Annotated in this window: 13 protein-coding genes; 4 read left to right on the plus strand and 9 right to left on the minus strand. The window is 33.0% G+C overall.

Going from position 1 to position 16,207, the window contains the following annotated elements:
• Positions 1-17: 17 nt before the first annotated feature.
• Together AAC069_RS05570 and AAC069_RS05575 are read left to right on the plus strand one after the other, a co-directional pair.
• The gene (locus tag AAC069_RS05570) at positions 18-1,277 is read left to right on the plus strand and encodes a DEAD/DEAH box helicase (RefSeq protein ID WP_091086400.1); all 1,260 of its coding nucleotides are present in this window, start codon (positions 18-20) and stop codon (positions 1,275-1,277) included.
• 180 nt (positions 1,278-1,457) lie between these two features.
• Positions 1,458-1,934 (plus strand): Hsp20/alpha crystallin family protein, encoded by a 477-nt coding sequence (locus AAC069_RS05575; RefSeq protein WP_339919497.1) that lies wholly within the window; start codon positions 1,458-1,460, stop codon positions 1,932-1,934.
• Positions 1,935-2,035: 101 nt separating this feature from the next.
• Here AAC069_RS05575 and AAC069_RS05580 read toward each other — a convergent pair whose 3' ends face one another.
• The 4 genes from AAC069_RS05580 to aroC all read right to left on the minus strand — a co-directional run bounded on the left by AAC069_RS05580 (position 2,036) and on the right by aroC (position 8,314).
• Entirely contained in the window at positions 2,036-4,204 is a 2,169-nt protein-coding gene (locus AAC069_RS05580; RefSeq protein WP_339919498.1) for a response regulator, read from the minus strand.
• A 322-nt stretch (positions 4,205-4,526) separates the two neighbouring features.
• On the minus strand, positions 4,527-5,807 hold the full coding sequence (locus tag AAC069_RS05585) for a dicarboxylate/amino acid:cation symporter (protein WP_339919499.1): 1,281 nt from the start codon (positions 5,805-5,807) through the stop codon (positions 4,527-4,529).
• 81 nt (positions 5,808-5,888) lie between these two features.
• Positions 5,889-7,175 carry a dicarboxylate/amino acid:cation symporter gene (locus AAC069_RS05590; protein ID WP_339919500.1) on the minus strand — a complete coding sequence of 429 codons (1,287 nt, stop codon included), beginning with the start codon at positions 7,173-7,175 and terminating at the stop codon, positions 5,889-5,891.
• An 80-nt stretch (positions 7,176-7,255) separates the two neighbouring features.
• On the minus strand, positions 7,256-8,314 hold the full coding sequence (gene aroC, locus AAC069_RS05595; protein ID WP_339919501.1) for a chorismate synthase: 1,059 nt from the start codon (positions 8,312-8,314) through the stop codon (positions 7,256-7,258).
• Between the two features lie 189 nt (positions 8,315-8,503).
• Here aroC and AAC069_RS05600 point away from each other — a divergent pair, with 189 nt between their 5' ends.
• Together AAC069_RS05600 and AAC069_RS05605 are read left to right on the plus strand one after the other, a co-directional pair.
• Entirely contained in the window at positions 8,504-9,328 is an 825-nt protein-coding gene (locus AAC069_RS05600) for a UDP-2,3-diacylglucosamine diphosphatase (RefSeq protein WP_339919502.1), read from the plus strand.
• A gap of 195 nt (positions 9,329-9,523) precedes the next feature.
• A complete protein-coding gene (locus tag AAC069_RS05605; protein ID WP_339919503.1) occupies positions 9,524-10,027 on the plus strand; it encodes a hypothetical protein in 504 nt (167 codons plus the stop codon).
• Between the two features lie 48 nt (positions 10,028-10,075).
• Here the strand turns inward: AAC069_RS05605 and AAC069_RS05610 are convergent, their stop codons facing one another.
• The 5 genes from AAC069_RS05610 to AAC069_RS05630 form a co-directional block, all read right to left on the minus strand.
• Positions 10,076-10,504: a protease complex subunit PrcB family protein gene (locus AAC069_RS05610; protein ID WP_339919504.1), complete on the minus strand. Its 429-nt coding sequence runs from the start codon at positions 10,502-10,504 to the stop codon at positions 10,076-10,078.
• 27 nt (positions 10,505-10,531) lie between these two features.
• Positions 10,532-11,701 carry an N-acetyl-alpha-D-glucosaminyl L-malate synthase BshA gene (gene bshA / locus AAC069_RS05615; RefSeq protein WP_339919505.1) on the minus strand — a complete coding sequence of 390 codons (1,170 nt, stop codon included), beginning with the start codon at positions 11,699-11,701 and terminating at the stop codon, positions 10,532-10,534.
• 99 nt (positions 11,702-11,800) lie between these two features.
• Complete coding sequence (locus AAC069_RS05620; RefSeq protein WP_339919506.1) at positions 11,801-14,803, minus strand: glycoside hydrolase family 3 N-terminal domain-containing protein; 3,003 nt, start codon at positions 14,801-14,803, stop codon at positions 11,801-11,803.
• Between the two features lie 18 nt (positions 14,804-14,821).
• Positions 14,822-15,304, minus strand: a complete 483-nt coding sequence (locus AAC069_RS05625; protein ID WP_091086435.1) for an ABC transporter ATPase — start codon at positions 15,302-15,304, stop codon at positions 14,822-14,824.
• A 50-nt stretch (positions 15,305-15,354) separates the two neighbouring features.
• Positions 15,355-16,146 (minus strand): (Fe-S)-binding protein, encoded by a 792-nt coding sequence (locus AAC069_RS05630; protein WP_091086438.1) that lies wholly within the window; start codon positions 16,144-16,146, stop codon positions 15,355-15,357.
• Positions 16,147-16,207 lie beyond the last annotated feature (61 nt).

The following is a 16,207-nucleotide window of genomic DNA, read 5'->3' on the forward strand; positions in this document are numbered from 1 at the left end:
TATTTAATTTCAAAAATATGTTATTCGAAGATTTATCACTTTCAAAAAGTATACAAAGAGCCGTATATGAACAAGGCTATACAAACCCCACTCCTATTCAAGAACAATCTATTCCACTAGTATTAGCTGGAAAAGATTTAATAGGTTGTGCACAAACCGGAACTGGAAAAACTGCGGCATTTGCCATACCAATTATACACCAATTACATCGTATTGTAGGTTCTTCAAAGAAAGCCAAGCAAATTCGTGCATTAGTAGTTACTCCTACAAGAGAACTGGCTGTCCAAATTGGACAAAGTTTTGACACTTATGCAAAATACACCAACTTAACACAATTGACCATTTTTGGAGGTGTTTCACAAAATCCGCAGGTTGACGCCTTAAAAAGCGGTGTTGATATTTTAATCGCAACTCCCGGAAGGTTACTTGATTTACACAAACAAGGTTTTATTGACTTAGATCATTTGCATGCGTTAGTACTTGATGAAGCAGATCAAATGCTTGATATGGGGTTTGTAAACGATGTAAAAAAAATCGTAAAGCTTACGCCAAAAAACAGACAGACATTATTTTTCTCTGCAACAATGCCAATCGCAATTCGCGAACTGGCTGAGATGTTTTTAACAAACCCAGAAACAGTAACTGTTTCTCCGGTTTCATCTACTGCTGAAAATGTAGAACAACATGTCTATTTTGTTGAAAAAACAGAAAAAAGAAACTTACTATATCATTTGATTAAGAATCAAGACTTATCTGATGTGTTAGTTTTCTCAAGAACGAAACACGGTGCAGATAATGTTGTGAAAGCATTACGCAAAAACGGAATTGCAGCTGAAGCCATACATGGTGACAAATCTCAGAATGCAAGACAACGTGTATTAGAAGCTTTTAAAAATAAAGAAGTTGGAGTGCTTGTAGCAACTGATATTGCTGCTCGTGGAATTGACATTGATCAATTGCCGTATGTTATAAACTTTGATTTGCCAAACATACCTGAAACATACGTTCATCGAATAGGAAGAACAGGACGCGCCGGAAACGGTGGAGTCGCTATTTCATTTTGTAGTAAAGACGAACACGGGTATTGGAAAGATATTCAAAAATTAATTAAAGTTGACGTTAAAACCGTTAGCGATCATCCTTATCCTTGGCACTCAGGAAATCCTGAAACAGCTCCGGGAGGATCTACAAAACCAAAAAATTCAAATAGAAGTGGTGGTGCCCATAAATCTAGAAAATCAGATGCTTCAAAGCAAAATAAAAAACGCTGGTACTAATTTAAATTACACATCTAGCTATCAAAGTGTAAGAAATGCCTTTTACCATTATGGTAAAAGGCATTTCTTTTATTAGGTAAATCCCTAATACAGAGTTAATTAAGTGTTATTTTTTTGAGAAACATATTTTACTTTTGTAATTTTAATTAAATGATTAACAAACCTTTAAACTTTTAAATTATGAAAACTTTAGTGAAAAGAAATGGCTTCTCGCCTGTAGTTACAAGTCCGTTCTTACCATCAGTAGATGCTTTTTTTGATGATTTCGCACCATTAGATCTGATGGATTGGACTGATCGAAATCTCGCTTCAATGGGTAGCAATTTGCCGTCAGTAAATTTAAAAGAAACGGATAAAAAAATTGAAATTGAATTAGCTGCTCCCGGCTTGAAAAAACAAGACTTTAAAGTTGAAGTTGAGAATAATATGCTTTCGATTTCTTCAGAAAAAGAAGAAGAAAAAGAAGAAACCAGAAAGAAAGACAATTATTATAGAAAAGAATTTAATTACCAGTCATTCCGCAGATCATTCAGTCTCCCAGACTATGCGGATGAAAATAAAATAACTGCCAATTATAAAGACGGCATCCTTCATGTTGAAATTGATAAAAAAGAAGGGCAAAAACAAAATATAGCTAAGACTATTGCTATCAAATAAGAAAAAGTTTTTATTTATAAAGAAATTGCGAAGTCATATGAACTATAGATTGTTTAATATGATTTCGCAATTCTCTTTTATCCTATTTAAATAAAAAACTTCTACACCACCTCAGTCTTGTTTTCTTCATACAAGAGCTGATTGATCGTTTTAAATAATAGGATTGGCTCAAAAGGCTTGATAATTATGTCATTAATTCCAGCTGAAAGCGCCTCTTCAATAATTTCATCTTTATCAAATGCTGTTAATGCTATCACAGGAGTAACTATACCTTTTTGACGCAGTCTTATAGTCGTTTCAAATCCATTCATCAATGGCATATTTATATCCATCAATATAATATCAAAGGTTTCATTTTCAAGTATCTCAAGAGCGTCTATTCCTGAATCTACTACGATACATTTGTAATTATTTTTTTCAATAATTTTTTTGGTGATAAGCTGATTAATCTTGTTATCATCCACCACAAGTATTTTAAATATTTCGCTTGACGTTAAATCAACCTGAATCTTATTTATGAGATCAATACTTTTAGCAGGGTCATGATCAAACGCAATGGTAAAAGTGAAGGTTGTCCCTTCTCCAATTTTACTTTTTAGCGAAATGGTACTATTGAACAATTCTAATAATCGTTTAACAATAGATAAACCCAAACCTGTACCTTGATAATCAATTTCTTTTCTTCCTATCTGTACAAATTTATCAAATATTTTTTCTTGATCTTCTTCAGCGATTCCTACTCCATTATCCTGTATGTTAAATTCGATAAAATGAGCTTTATTTTCGATTTTAACTAAATCTGCTTTAATCGTCACTTCCCCGTTATTCGTAAACTTTAGTGCATTACTCACCATATTTATTATAATTTGAGAAAATCTTAATTTATCTCCAATTAAATATTCCGGAATTGACGGGTCAATCACAACATTAATATGATTGTCATGACTTTTAGCAATGAATGATAATGAATTCTTAATCAGATTAATTTCATCCGACATATTGAACGTTAAACTTTCGAGTACTATTCTATTTTCTTCTATTTTATTAATTTGAAGAACATCATTTACAAGTGAAAGTAAATAACGTGCAGAGAATTTAAGGGAGCTTAAATGAGGGCTATCTGCTAATTCTTTATGCTCGTCTAACAACATATTTGTAATCCCTACAACACCGTATAAAGGCGTACGCAGTTCATGACTGATGGTCGACACGAACTGTGATTTCAAATAAGAAGCTTCTTCCGCTTTCTCTTTTGCAATGAATAATTTTTCATTCGCTATAATGAGCTCCGCATTGATTTTCTTCTTGAAACTGTAATTTTTATAAACACTATAAAGTAAAAGCAGCACAACAGTCAAGGCAATAATAAATAGTACCACAATAACTCTTGACTTTTGCAAGCTTATATATTGTAAGCTTATTTCATTTTCTATTGTATCAACCTTTCTCTTATATTCATCTAACTCTAGATTTACACCTACAATATTTGCTCTCTTGACTTTATCAGAATCTTCAAGTAACTTCCGTATCGAATTATAAACGACCAAATTTTCATAAGCCTTTTTATAGTCTCCTTTTTTCATCAAAAGATTAGCATACTCTTGATGTGCATAAGATAAATCCGATTTCTCATTTCCATCATTTCCTAATCTGATTGCATTTTTAAAAAAGGAATCAGCTTTATCTAATTCTAATTTATTGGTATAATACATACCATTTAGCATATTTAATGCAACAATTGTCTCTTTACCACCATAATCACTTTGATGTTTATTTATAAAATCTAAATAAGGTTTCCCTTTTTCAAAATTACCTCTATAAAAGTAAGCCCATGCAATATTCATTTTTGTGATATAGATCCCCCTAGTATCATCAATTTTAGTACTATATTTTAATGCTTTTTTATAATAATTTACTCCTTCGTCAAGTTTATTTAACTCAAAACAATATATATTACCAATGTTATTATTTAGCGAACTCTTGATCGTATCATTACTACTCTTATCTGCATAAGCCAGTCCTTTTTTATAATAAAAAATAGCTTTATCAACTTCAGACAGTGCTTCAAAAGTTGCAGCAATAGTATTGTATGATTTAGCAACAAGGTAGTCATCATTTCTATTTATGGCGTAACGCAATGCCACTCTTGCGGTCGCAAGTGATTGTTCGAATTTAAATGCAGATAAATTATCCGTAGCTTCTGCAGTTAATTTTAAAATTGCTTTTCTAGAGAGTGTGTCGGTTTTAGCAATAGGACCATTGCTAAACATATTTAACGTAAAAAAAAGGAATAAAAGTATTCGACTGTGGAGCATAAATTACTTTTTGGTTTCCAAATATACATTTATATAATTGAGTATCAAGATTTAAATTAAATAGATATTAACAAATCATCAAATTATTAAAAAGAAATATCTTATAAGTCAATTTGGTACTTAAAATTAAAAACATAGATGAACACATGCAAATAAATTTTTAAAAAAAATAAAAAGCCGTTCGACATATTTATTAAAGATAGATTCTCTTTATATAAATACGCACAACGGCTTTTCCTATAAGACTAATGGTAAAAATCAATAAGGCAATTTCAACCTAAAAATCTTTAGGATGGTGTAATTTCCCTACTGATTTTGCCACTATAGTAGCGACAGTAGAGTCACTAGTCACGTTTACAACTGTTCGACACATATCTAAAGGTCTGTCAATCGCAAAAATAAGTGCTAATCCCGCCTCTGGAATACCAGCCTGACCTAAAACAATAACAAGCATTACCATTCCAGCACTAGGAACTGCCGCAGATCCTATCGAAGCAAGTGTTGCCGTAACAACAATCATTAATTGCGTATTTAAGTCTAAGGGATTAGGAAGCATTGCCTGAGCAATAAAAATGGCTGCTACCGCCTGATAGAGACTCGTACCATCCATATTTACAGTAGCGCCTAGCGGCAATACAAAACTGGACACTTCTTCATCAACCCCAACATGTTCTGTTACGCATTCCATGGTTACCGGTAATGTAGCAGCACTTGAACTTGTAGAAAAAGCTAACAATTGGGCAGGTGCGATCGCTTTGAAAAATTTTATTGGATTTACTTTTGCAAAAATCAATAACAAGGTAGGATAAAAAATAAAAGCCATAATAAATAACCCTAATACAACAGTCAATCCGTAAATTCCTAATGCTCTTAGCGTACTAAAATCAGGGATTTCTACCATTAAAGACGCCATTAAAGCAAAAACACCATAAGGTGAGAAAAGCATTATAATGTCAATTATCTTCATAATAACTTCATTCAATCCTTTAAAAAAATCAACAACAGGTTTTGCTTTTTTTTCATCGACTAAAATAAGTCCAATACCAAGAAGGATCACAAAAAGTATAACTTGCAACATACTCCCATTATCACTCAACGCCTTGAAAAAATTATCCGGAACAATATCAATCAAAGGTTGAAGCGGACCACTCTTTTTAGCAGTTTCGGCCATCTGTATTTTTTGAGAGGCATCTACTGAAAAATTTTGAATCAAACTTTCTCTCGACTCTTTATTAATATACCTTCCTGGTTTTATTAGATTGGCTAATCCTAATCCAATACTAACGGCTATTACGGTCGAACATAAATAAAACAATACCGTTCTACCACCTAGTTTTGAAAATTTTGAAATATCCTTTAAATCCGCTAATCCAACTATTAATGAAACCACTATTAATGGAACAGCTATCATTTTAAGAAGATTTATAAAAATGGTACCAAAAGGTTTAATCCAATCTACTACGATTCCTTTTTGTTCTAGATTCTTCATTAATAATCCAAACAGTAATCCTAATATCATTCCTATTAAGATTTTCCAATGCATCGCAAGTTTTTTCATAATTCAAATTTTAATTTTAGCGGTCAAGCCAAATATACAAAAATAAAAAACTCCTCAAATTTGAGGAGTTTTTAGTATCAATTAGTCTAAGGGTGCTATATCTATATCAATTTCATTATTTTCTTCCCATTTTCCAACTACCGAAGTAGCTAATGCATTTCCTAAAACATTTGTTGCACTTCTAAACATATCGCAAAAATGATCTATCGGTAATATCAAAGCGATTCCCTCAATTGGAATATCAAACATACCACAGGTAGCGGCCACAACAACTAAACTCGCTCTTGGTACCCCAGCAATTCCTTTACTAGTAAGCATCAATACTAGCAACATGGTCATTTGGGTTGCCAAATCTAAATGAATTCCATAGGCTTGCGCAATAAAAATACTGGCAAAAGTCATGTACATCATACTTCCATCAAGATTGAAAGAATAGCCTAAAGGCAACATAAATGAAACGATTTTGTCTTTTACTCCAAAACGCTCTAGTTCTTCCGTTAATTTTGGAAAAACTGCTTCGCTACTTGTCGTTCCAAAAGCAATAATTAATGGGCTAACTATTCTTTTTAACAGTACTGTCATTCTACTTTTTAGAAAAATATAACCCACAAGGATTAATACTATCCAAAGTGATGAAATACCAATTAAAAACGAACCGAAAAATTTAAAATAAGTGATTGCTAATTCTTGAAAATCCCTAACTGCAAAAACTCCAGCAATGGCTCCAAAAACTCCGATTGGAGCAAAATTCATCACATAATTTACCATTTTTAAAATGATATGCGACATTTTATCCAATGCAGTAACAACGGGTTTAACGTAGTCACCAATTGATGCAGCAGCTAAACCAAAGAAAATAGAAAACACAACAATTTGTAAAATTTCATTCGTAGCTAATGCTTCAAAAATACTTTTAGGAACAATATGCTCAATGAAATTTTCAAACGAAATACTTTGAGTTTTAGCCGCAACTTCTGATGCTGAAGATAAATCAACATTAGATAAGTTCAATCCAACTCCAGGTTCAAGGACATTTACGAAAAACATTCCTAACAATAGAGACATTAAAGAAGCTGTAAAAAACCACCCTAAGGCTTTTCCTCCAATTCTACCTACTGCACTAACATTTCCTAATTTTGCAATACCCACAACTAAAGTGGTAAATACTAAGGGCGCAATAATCATTTGCACCAATCTAATAAAAACCGTAGCTAGAATTTTTATTTTATTACTAAAAGATAAGGCTGATTCTGCCGAAATAGAATTGTGTATTACAACTCCTAAAATGGCTCCTAGAACCATTGCAATTAGTATTTGAGTAGTCAAGTTCGATGATATTGACTTCTTTTGTGTTTCTGTAGAACTCATTTGGTTTTGTGGGTTGGTTTTATGGGTTGGTTTATCATTAAAAGTACCTCCTTAAACGGGAGTTACCATTCAATTAGTTTTTAATATATTTTGTTAATCAAATAAAAGTCAGCTAATACAATTGCTGCCATCGCTTCCACAATAGGGACTGCACGAGGAACAACACATGGATCGTGGCGTCCTTTTCCTGTCATTTCTGTAATATTCCCTTGATTATCTAAGGACTCTTGTTTTTGCATGATAGTAGCTACTGGTTTAAAAGCCACTCGGAAATAAATGTCCATTCCGTTGCTAATTCCACCTTGAATACCACCGGAAAGATTTGTTTTTGTAGTTCCGTCTGAATTGTATAAATCGTTGTGTTCACTCCCTTTCATTTTAGCTCCACAAAATCCACTTCCATATTCAAATCCTTTAACGGCATTGATAGAAAGCATTGCTTTACCAAGCTCAGCATGTAGCTTGTCAAAAACTGGCTCTCCTAAACCAACTGGTACATTCTGAATCACACAGGTAACAGTTCCTCCTACGGTATCGCCTTGCTTGCGAATTTCTCGTATGTACTCTTCCATTATCACTGCCGATTCTTCATCAGGACAACGAACAGGATTATTTTCAGTTTTCGAAAAGTCTAAATCTTGGTAGGGTTTTTCCAGAAAAATAGGTCCTACTGAAGATACGTAGGCATTAATTTTAATATCTGGCAACATTTGCTTAGCAATAGCACCTCCCACTACTCTACTGGCTGTTTCACGTGCCGAACTTCTTCCACCTCCACGATAGTCTCTAACACCATATTTCTTTTCATAAACATAGTCTGCGTGACTGGGTCTATAATTATCTTTTATATGAGAGTAATCGTCTGATTTCTGATTTGTATTAGGTATAATGAAACCTATAGGTGTACCCGTTGTTTTCCCCTCAAAAATACCAGATAAAAACTGGACATCATCTGGTTCTTTCCGTTGCGTAACTATGGCAGATTGACCTGGTTTTCTTCTGGACATTTCAAGTTGAATTGCCTCTAAATCTAGTGTTATACCTGACGGACATCCATCAATTATTCCACCTAATGCTTCTCCGTGGGATTCTCCAAAAGTTGTTATTCTAAATAGGGTCCCGTAGCTATTTCCTGCCATTATAATAAGTTTGGAACAAATATATGTTTTATGACTTAAAGTAAAAAATTTAAAATTAGGATTACATAACAAAGTTCCCAACATAAAAAGATAAAGTTTAGTTAATAGTTAATACTAATTCATAACAATGTGATAAAATGGAATCCATCACCCAATGCCTAAATTTGTGAAACTTCAAATTAGAATCAATTGAAAAAAAGAAAAGTGGAAATCGTTGTAATTTCTGATGTACATCTTGGAACTTTTGGTAGTCATGCCGTAGAGCTCAATAAGTACCTATCATCAATAAAACCCAAAATATTAGTTCTAAATGGTGACATCATAGATATATGGCAATTCAGAAAATCATATTTTCCTCAAACTCATTTGAAAATCATTCAAAAAATAATGAGCCTTGCTTCCAAGGGGACTAAAATCTACTACATAACAGGAAATCACGATGAAATGCTTCGAAAATTTAGCGATCTAAATCTAGGCAATATTGAATTGGTGGACAAATTACTATTGGAAATCGATGATAAAAAAGCATGGATTTTCCATGGTGATGTTTTTGATGCTTCTGTAAATCATGCAAAATGGATTGCTAAATTAGGTGGATTGGGATACGACTATCTCATTCTTTCTAACCGATTCGTTAATTGGAGCTTAAAAAAAATTGGTAAAGAACCTTATTCTTTTTCGAAAAAAATAAAAGCAGGTGTAAAAAAAGCTGTCAAACACATTTCAGATTTTGAAGAAACGGCTACCGAACTTGCAATTGAAAAAAACTACGACTATGTAATCTGCGGGCATATCCATGAACCAAAAATTATAAAAAAAGAAAATAAAAACGGCTCAGTCTTATACTTGAATTCCGGGGACTGGGTCGAAAATTTAACTGCTTTAGAATACAACAAGAAAAGATGGAAATTATACCATTATCAGGAATCCAATTTTTCAGATGAAGAAAATCTTTTTGAAATGGAAGATAATTTGAGCTCTCAATTAATTTCAACTGTGCTCTTTTCAAAATAAATTAACCCATTTTAATATTTAATTAAAAATTCACTCCATTTTAATGAACCAGAGAAAGAATTCAAACCACTGAAAATCAATACTTATGTTATATATTAACAAAACATAAGGTGTGAATTTTGAAACAATTAACAATTATAATATAAATTATTCGTTCACATTTCGTTGTAACTTTGCAACAACAAATATTTATTTATGAAAAAAATTATTTTATCAGCTTTTATGTTAATTGGATTAGCATTTAGCACACAGGCACAAGACATCTCTAAAAATGCATTAGGTTTACGTTTAGGAGACAGTGGTGGTTTCGGAACTGAAATTACTTACCAAAGAGCTTTGGGAAGCAACAACAGACTTGAACTTGATTTAGGTTGGAGAAATAGAAAAGACTACAATAATAATGGTTATGATGACAACGCAATCAAACTAGCTGCTTTGTACCAATGGGTATGGAACATCGACGGTGGTTTCAACTGGTATGCTGGTGTAGGTGGTGGTTTAGGTAGCTATGGTTATGATAAAGACAACACTCATTACAATGATACATTTGCATTTGCTGCAGGGGACATAGGAATTGAGTATAATTTTGACATTCCATTGTTGATCTCTTTAGATTTCAGACCAGAGTTTGGTGGAAATGGTTACTACAAAAACAATTACGGTTCTGATATCGCTTTGGGTCTTAAATACCAATTCTAGTATTACACTGTTTATATAAAAAATGCCACTAGAAATAGTGGCATTTTTTTATTTAATAATAATTTCTTTTTTAGAATTAATCTTGAGAACACAAAACGGATAAGTAACACCTTGAGTTACCATCGCATCTAGCTCCGGACTACTCTCTTTTACATTGATGATTATATTTTTTTCCGTTTCCTGAACACTTTCAACCGCTATTGAATAACCTCCAGTACTTTTTTCACCCATATTCAAAATAACAAAATTTGATCTTTGAACATCGATAGCAGTAATCTTATTTTTCAACTGCTTATCGTTCTGCAACATTTTTATTTCATTTGGTTCAGTCAAAATCTCGTAGAAATGAATGTTACCCCCTCCATCAGATTGTTGCGTCAACACTTCAAACAAAGGTCTTTTTACAGTGACTTTTGTAGCTTTTGCTCCACAGGATACTAACAAAAATACAATAAACAAAAAACTGATTTTTTTCATTGGGATATTTTAATTTTATTCAAAGAGTTATTCCTTTTTTGACTGATTCAAAAACTTATTTTTTTTCGAATACTTCTTAATTGCCTTTTGATATAAATCAACATACAAAGGCAAAATGTTTTTAATGTCAAACTTTTTTGCAACAGACAACGCATTTTCTTTAAATTTTAAAAGAACAGTATTGTCTTTTAAAATTCTCAAAGCATTATCAGCCATTTCATCTGTATTTCCTACATCGCTCAAGTAACCAGAAATTCCTTCGAAATTTACTTCAGACAAGCCTCCAGAATTACTAGAGATCACAGGAACTCCCCAAGCCATCGCTTCTAATGCTGCGAGACCGAAACTTTCTGTTTCAGATGGCAATAAAAATAAATCAGTGTAACTTAAAATTTTATCAATTTCATTACTGTTTCCAAAAAAGATTACTTTGTCAGTAATACCTAATTCTTGACATAAGTATTCTGCTTTTTCTTTTTCAGGACCGTCACCTACCATCATTAATTTAGCAGGGATTTCCTGTTGAATTTTATGAAATATTTTGATAACATCTGGGATTCGTTTTACTTTTCTAAAATTACTTATATGCGTAATTATCCGTTCGTCACCTTTAGCCATTACTGAACGGTGACATGGAATATTGGGATCTTGAATATTCTTGTCTAACTCTATAAAATTAGGAATGACATGAATATCTTTTTTTATGTTGAACAGCTTATAGGTATCGTCTTTCAAACTCTGTGAAACTGATGTCACCACGTCTGATTTATTGATACTAAAGCTTACTGCAGGTTTATAAAAAGGATGATTCCCAACCAAAGTAATATCTGTTCCGTGAAGAGTAGTCACCATAGGAATTTCAATTCCTTCATCTTTTAGCATTTGCTTAGCCATATAACCCGCGTATGCGTGAGGAATAGCATAATGCACATGTAGCACTTCTATTTTGTAAAGTTTAACCATATCAACCAGTTTGCTCGATAGCGCTAATTCATAAGGTTGGTAGTGAAACAATGGATATTCAGGAACATTAACCTCGTGATAGTGAACATTGGGATTTAACAATGCTAAACGAACGGGTTGACTGTATGTAATGAAATGAACCTCATGGCCAAGGCGAGCTAATTCTAGCCCTAACTCTGTAGCCACAACTCCACTTCCTCCAAAGGTAGGGTAACAAACTATTGCAATTTTCATGTATTTATTTTAATGTAACGAAATTAAGGAAAATAGGAACGCTATTTTTTAAAATGGTAAAAGAAATCTTTAATCAGGTATATGCTTTAAACTAATGTATTACCGTTCAATTGCATCATATATTATTTCTTGAATATCTTCTCGAATATTTTCTCTTGATAATTTATTTGTTGAATCTCCAGGAAATGTCCTATTGGATAAGAAGATATATACGATTTCGGTTTCCGGATCTGCCCAAGCCATTGTTCCTGTAAATCCAGTATGCCCAAAACTAGTCATAGAAGCACACCCACAGGTGGGGCCTTTGTCTCCCAACTGCGGCTTATCAAAACCTACTCCTCTTCTGTTGCCTTCTGAACAAAAATAACAGGTATTAAAGTCATCGAATGTTTTTTCAGAGAAATATTGCTTGTTCCCGTAATTTCCTTTTTGTAAATACAATTGCATTATTTTAGCAACATCCATACTATTTGAAAAAATTCCCGCATGTCCACCAATTCCGCCTTCCATTGCAGCTCCCATATCATGAACATACCCCTGTATAATCTGATGACGGAAATAGCTGTCAATTTCTGTTGGAGCAATTCTATTTTTAGCAATTCTTTGTAACGGATTGTACATCGTATTATTCGCACCAAGCGGTTTATAAAAGTTCTCAGTGCTTAAAACATCTAATTTCTTCCCAGTAAGTTTTTCTAAATACTCTTTTAGAATAATGAAAGTGAAGTCGCTGTACCTGTATTTTTTTTGCGGAAGCAAATTACTGTCTGCAATCAACTTCATAATCGTATCATGGTAATCATTTCTTAAATAAAGACTATCAGCTACTTTTGTTGAATACTGTGCCTCTGATATCTTTTTATAATATTTATCTAAAGGGTTACCCTTTTTATCTACGGTAGCTTTATAAAAAGGAATCCAAGGTTGCAGTCTTGCATAGTGCGACAATAGCTCCTTAAAGTGTATGTCTTTCTTATTTGAATTTCTAAATACAGGAAGCATGGAGTCTAATCTCGTTTCCATGTTTATTTTCTGCTGATCATATTGTAACATTACATTGGGTAACGTAGATAAGATTTTAGTTAAAGAAGCAACGTCATACACATCAGTATTAGCTACTTTAGATTTCTTGTCATAAGTCTGGTATCCAAACGACTTCTGATAAATGATTTTTCCTTTTCTTGCCACTAAAATTTGCATTCCAGGAGCCATCTTTCCATTGATTGCTTTTTGCGCTATCGCTTCAATTTTATTTAAAATTAAAGGATTCATACCCACATTTTCAGGTGATGTAAATCCTAAAACATTCAATTTTTCTGTCGAAAGTCCAAAATTAGCAGTAAAATCTGCCGTGACACTTACTGGCATTTTCCCTTTAGCAGCAATAGCACCAAAAATCAACTCAGCAGAAACCTCTTGTGCAATCGGGCTGTTTTGATACGAAAGAACTACACCTTTGATATCATTAAAACTTTCTACTGGAATCAAAGAATAAGGAGATGCAAAAACATCTAATATCACCTTATTATTTCTAGATATAAAAGCTAGTTTTTGTAATTCTGATTTGCTGAAATCAAAGTTCTTCCAAGGAGAATCAGAAGTATGGTAGCCAATAATTACCTTTGTGAATTTATTTAATTTAAGCTGTAAACTATCTAAATTAGCATCTGAAATTTCAGTGACTTCTGTATACTTTTTTAAGGTGGCAAGAAAACGACTATTTGTAGCATCACCAATTTTTACATAGGCAATTTTTTCATTTTGCAAGTCCTTTATTGGTAATATAGTCTCTTCATTCTTTAATACCGTCAATGCATCTTCATATAATTCATACTGCAATGCATCGTTTTTAGAACTATTAAGATCTGTAACTAAATTATCAGTAACAATGGGTTTAAAGCTATTAAGCCCAGCAATGTATTTGTATTTTAAAATTTTCTTTACAGAATATTCTAATCTTTTTTCAGTAAATAAAGAATCTTGAAAAGCTTTGCTTAAGGTTTCAATAGCCAAAGGAACATTCTCTGGAAACAATAAAATATCATTTCCAGCTAAAAATGCGTCTAAGTCTATTTCTCCTGGTTTTTTATAATTACTGGCTGCTTTCATATTCAAAGCATCTGTAAAAATCAACCCCTTAAAGCCTAACTCCTTTTTTAAAATAGTAGTCACTACATTATAGGAAATAGAAGAAGGATAATTAGGTCTAGATTCTAAGCTAGGAACATTTAAATGAGCGACCATTACAGAAGAAAGGCCCTCTTTAAACATTTGCTTGTAAGGGTAAAACTCCATTACTTCTAATCTTTCCTTAGAAAAATTGACTGTAGGCAGAGCTTTATGCGAATCCGTTTCGGTATCTCCATGCCCAGGAAAATGTTTTCCCGTAGCAAAAATTCCTTGATGCTGAAGTCCTTTCATCAAGGCTACAGCTCTTGCAGCCACATTATATTTATCTTCTCCAAAAGAACGAAAACCAATTATAGGGTTTTTCGGGTTGGTGTTTATATCCAATACGGGACCAAAATTAAACTGTATCCCAAGACGTTTACTTTGTTCTCCTATTTGGAGTCCCATTTTTTCAATTAAATTCATATCCTGAACCGCTCCAAGAGTCATGTTCCAAGGATAGGTATAAGTTGAATCTAAACGCATACTCAATCCCCATTCAGCATCATTCCCTATAAATAGAGGGATTTTTGATTGTGCTTGAAACCTGTTGATTAGTTTCGCTTGTCTAACGGGACCTCCTTGAAAGAAAATCAACCCGCCAACTTTTGAATCTGAAATTAATTTTTCAATAGAGTTAACATGTGCATTATCTTTATTTGAATAAGCAGCAACCATAAAAAGCTGCCCTAAACGTTCACTAAAAGTCATACTTGTATAGACGCTATCTACCCATTTCTTGCGCTCTGTAAATAGAGCAATAGGTTCTTGAATCGTATCCGTATCCAAAGAATTGTCTACTATATATTCATCTACAGCTGTAGGAATATGTGCAAATTTAACTTTTGACTTATTCTTTTTTGTAGTACTACAGCTTGCTACAAAAAAAAATAAGACATAAAGAAATAAGTTTCTAATGTCTTTATTTTTCATTAAAGTATAATTTAATATTTAGAAAAAACGGCTATGCCAGCTATCAATAGCCGGAACTTCCCATGATTCATTATATTCCTGAATATTGTTAATTAGATTATTAAAAACGATAGTGTTTTCAGTAACCGCTTTATCTTTTACCATTTTTTTAAAATCTATTAATGGCTTATGGGCAATATGCTCTCCTAGCTTAAAAGTAACATTCATTTTGTCCAATAGATCAACATTGTATTTCTTTTCCAGAGATTGAATAAATTCAACAGATGAATCTATAGAACAACCGGTCGCTGTCTGAACATCTTGATCAACAGCCAGTATAATAAATCTATTGTATTTTAGCTGATAAGAAGAGACTAAACTTGTTCCATGTGCAGCCCAATTTTCTAGAAATGCCTGTAAATCAGTTTCAATTTCAGAAAATTCGGCATCAGAAAATTTTCTATTCGATTGATAGATCCAAATTTTGGATTCTTCCGGTAAATCTTCAAATGGTACGTACATTTTTTTGTTTTATTTTTAAATTTCGAATTTTAGATTTTATATCTAAAGCTCTATAAATCTTGAGCATTTGCAATTAATTCTGCAATGTCCATCACTTTTACATCACCTTCTTTTTCTTTGTTTTTAATACCATCAGTCAACATTGTATTACAAAATGGACATCCAGCAGCGATTATTTCTGGCTCGGTATCTAAAGCGTCTTCCGTTCTTTCAACATTAATTTCTTTGTTTCCTGGTTCTGCATCTTTAAACATTTGAGCACCTCCAGCTCCACAACACAATCCATTGGCACGAGAACGTTTCATTTCTACTAACTCGGCGTCCAGCTTTTGAATCAGCTCTCTAGGCGCTTCATAAACATTATTAGCTCTTCCTAAATAACATGGATCGTGAAAAGTAATTCGTTTTCCTTTAAATTGTCCTCCTTCGATTGTCAATCTTCCGTCATCTAACAATGATTTCAAGAATTCAGTGTGATGTACTACTTCGTACTTCCCTCCTAATTCTGGATATTCATTTTTCAAAGTATTAAAACAATGTGGACAGGCGGTAACTATTTTCTTAGCTTCATACGCATTCAGAACTTCAATATTCATCATTGCTTGCATTTGAAACAAGAACTCATTTCCAGCTCTTTTTGCCGGATCACCAGTACAACTCTCTTCAGTACCAAGTACTGCAAAAGGAACATTTGCACGATTTAAAATTCGCACAAATGCCTTTGTTATTTTTTTTGCTCTATCATCAAAACTTCCTGCACAACCCACCCAAAACAATACTTCAGGTTGTTTTCCTTGGGCTAGCATTTCCGCCATTGTTGGCACTATTAAATTCTCTGACATTTCTTATTTTTTTATTCAGTTAGTTGGCTAACCGGTTATTTGACAAGTGGCTAAGCAAATA

The sequence above is a fragment of the uncultured Flavobacterium sp. genome (genome assembly GCF_963974175.1).
In the GTDB taxonomy this organism is placed as follows: Bacteria; Bacteroidota; Bacteroidia; order Flavobacteriales; family Flavobacteriaceae; genus Flavobacterium.